Genomic DNA, 421 nt, shown 5'->3' on the forward strand with positions numbered 1-421 from the left:
CCAGACCGAGCTCGCGAGGTTGAACATACATATTCCGATCATTTTCATTACCGGCCATGGCGACATTCCAATGACTGTCAGGGCCATGAAGGAAGGAGCGGTCGATTTTCTCAGCAAACCGTTTCGCGATCAGGAACTGCTTGATGCCGTGGTTGCGGCGACCGAACGCGATCGCAAAAGACGGGAGGCTCAGCAGACGGTCGCGAACTTGCAGTCTTTATTTGAGACCTTAAGCCCGCGCGAGCAGGCGGTGATGAAACTGGTCGCTGCCGGCCTGATGAACAAGCAGGTCGCCGCCGAGCTTGGGCTCGCCGAGATTACGGTCAAGATCTACCGGGGACACGTAATGAAAAAGATGCGTGCACGCTCGCTGGCCGACTTGATCAGAATGACTGAGACGCTGGGAGTTCGCACTAATCGT

Annotated in this window: 1 protein-coding gene; it reads left to right on the forward strand. The window is 55.8% G+C overall.

What is annotated here, in order from left to right; genetic code table 11:
• A partial coding sequence (locus tag XI06_RS12815) for a response regulator transcription factor (protein WP_271605469.1) occupies positions 1-421 on the forward strand: 421 nt, incomplete at both ends.

The sequence above is a fragment of the Bradyrhizobium sp. CCBAU 11434 genome, assembly GCF_028128895.1.
Taxonomy (GTDB): Bacteria; Pseudomonadota; Alphaproteobacteria; order Rhizobiales; family Xanthobacteraceae; genus Bradyrhizobium; species Bradyrhizobium zhengyangense.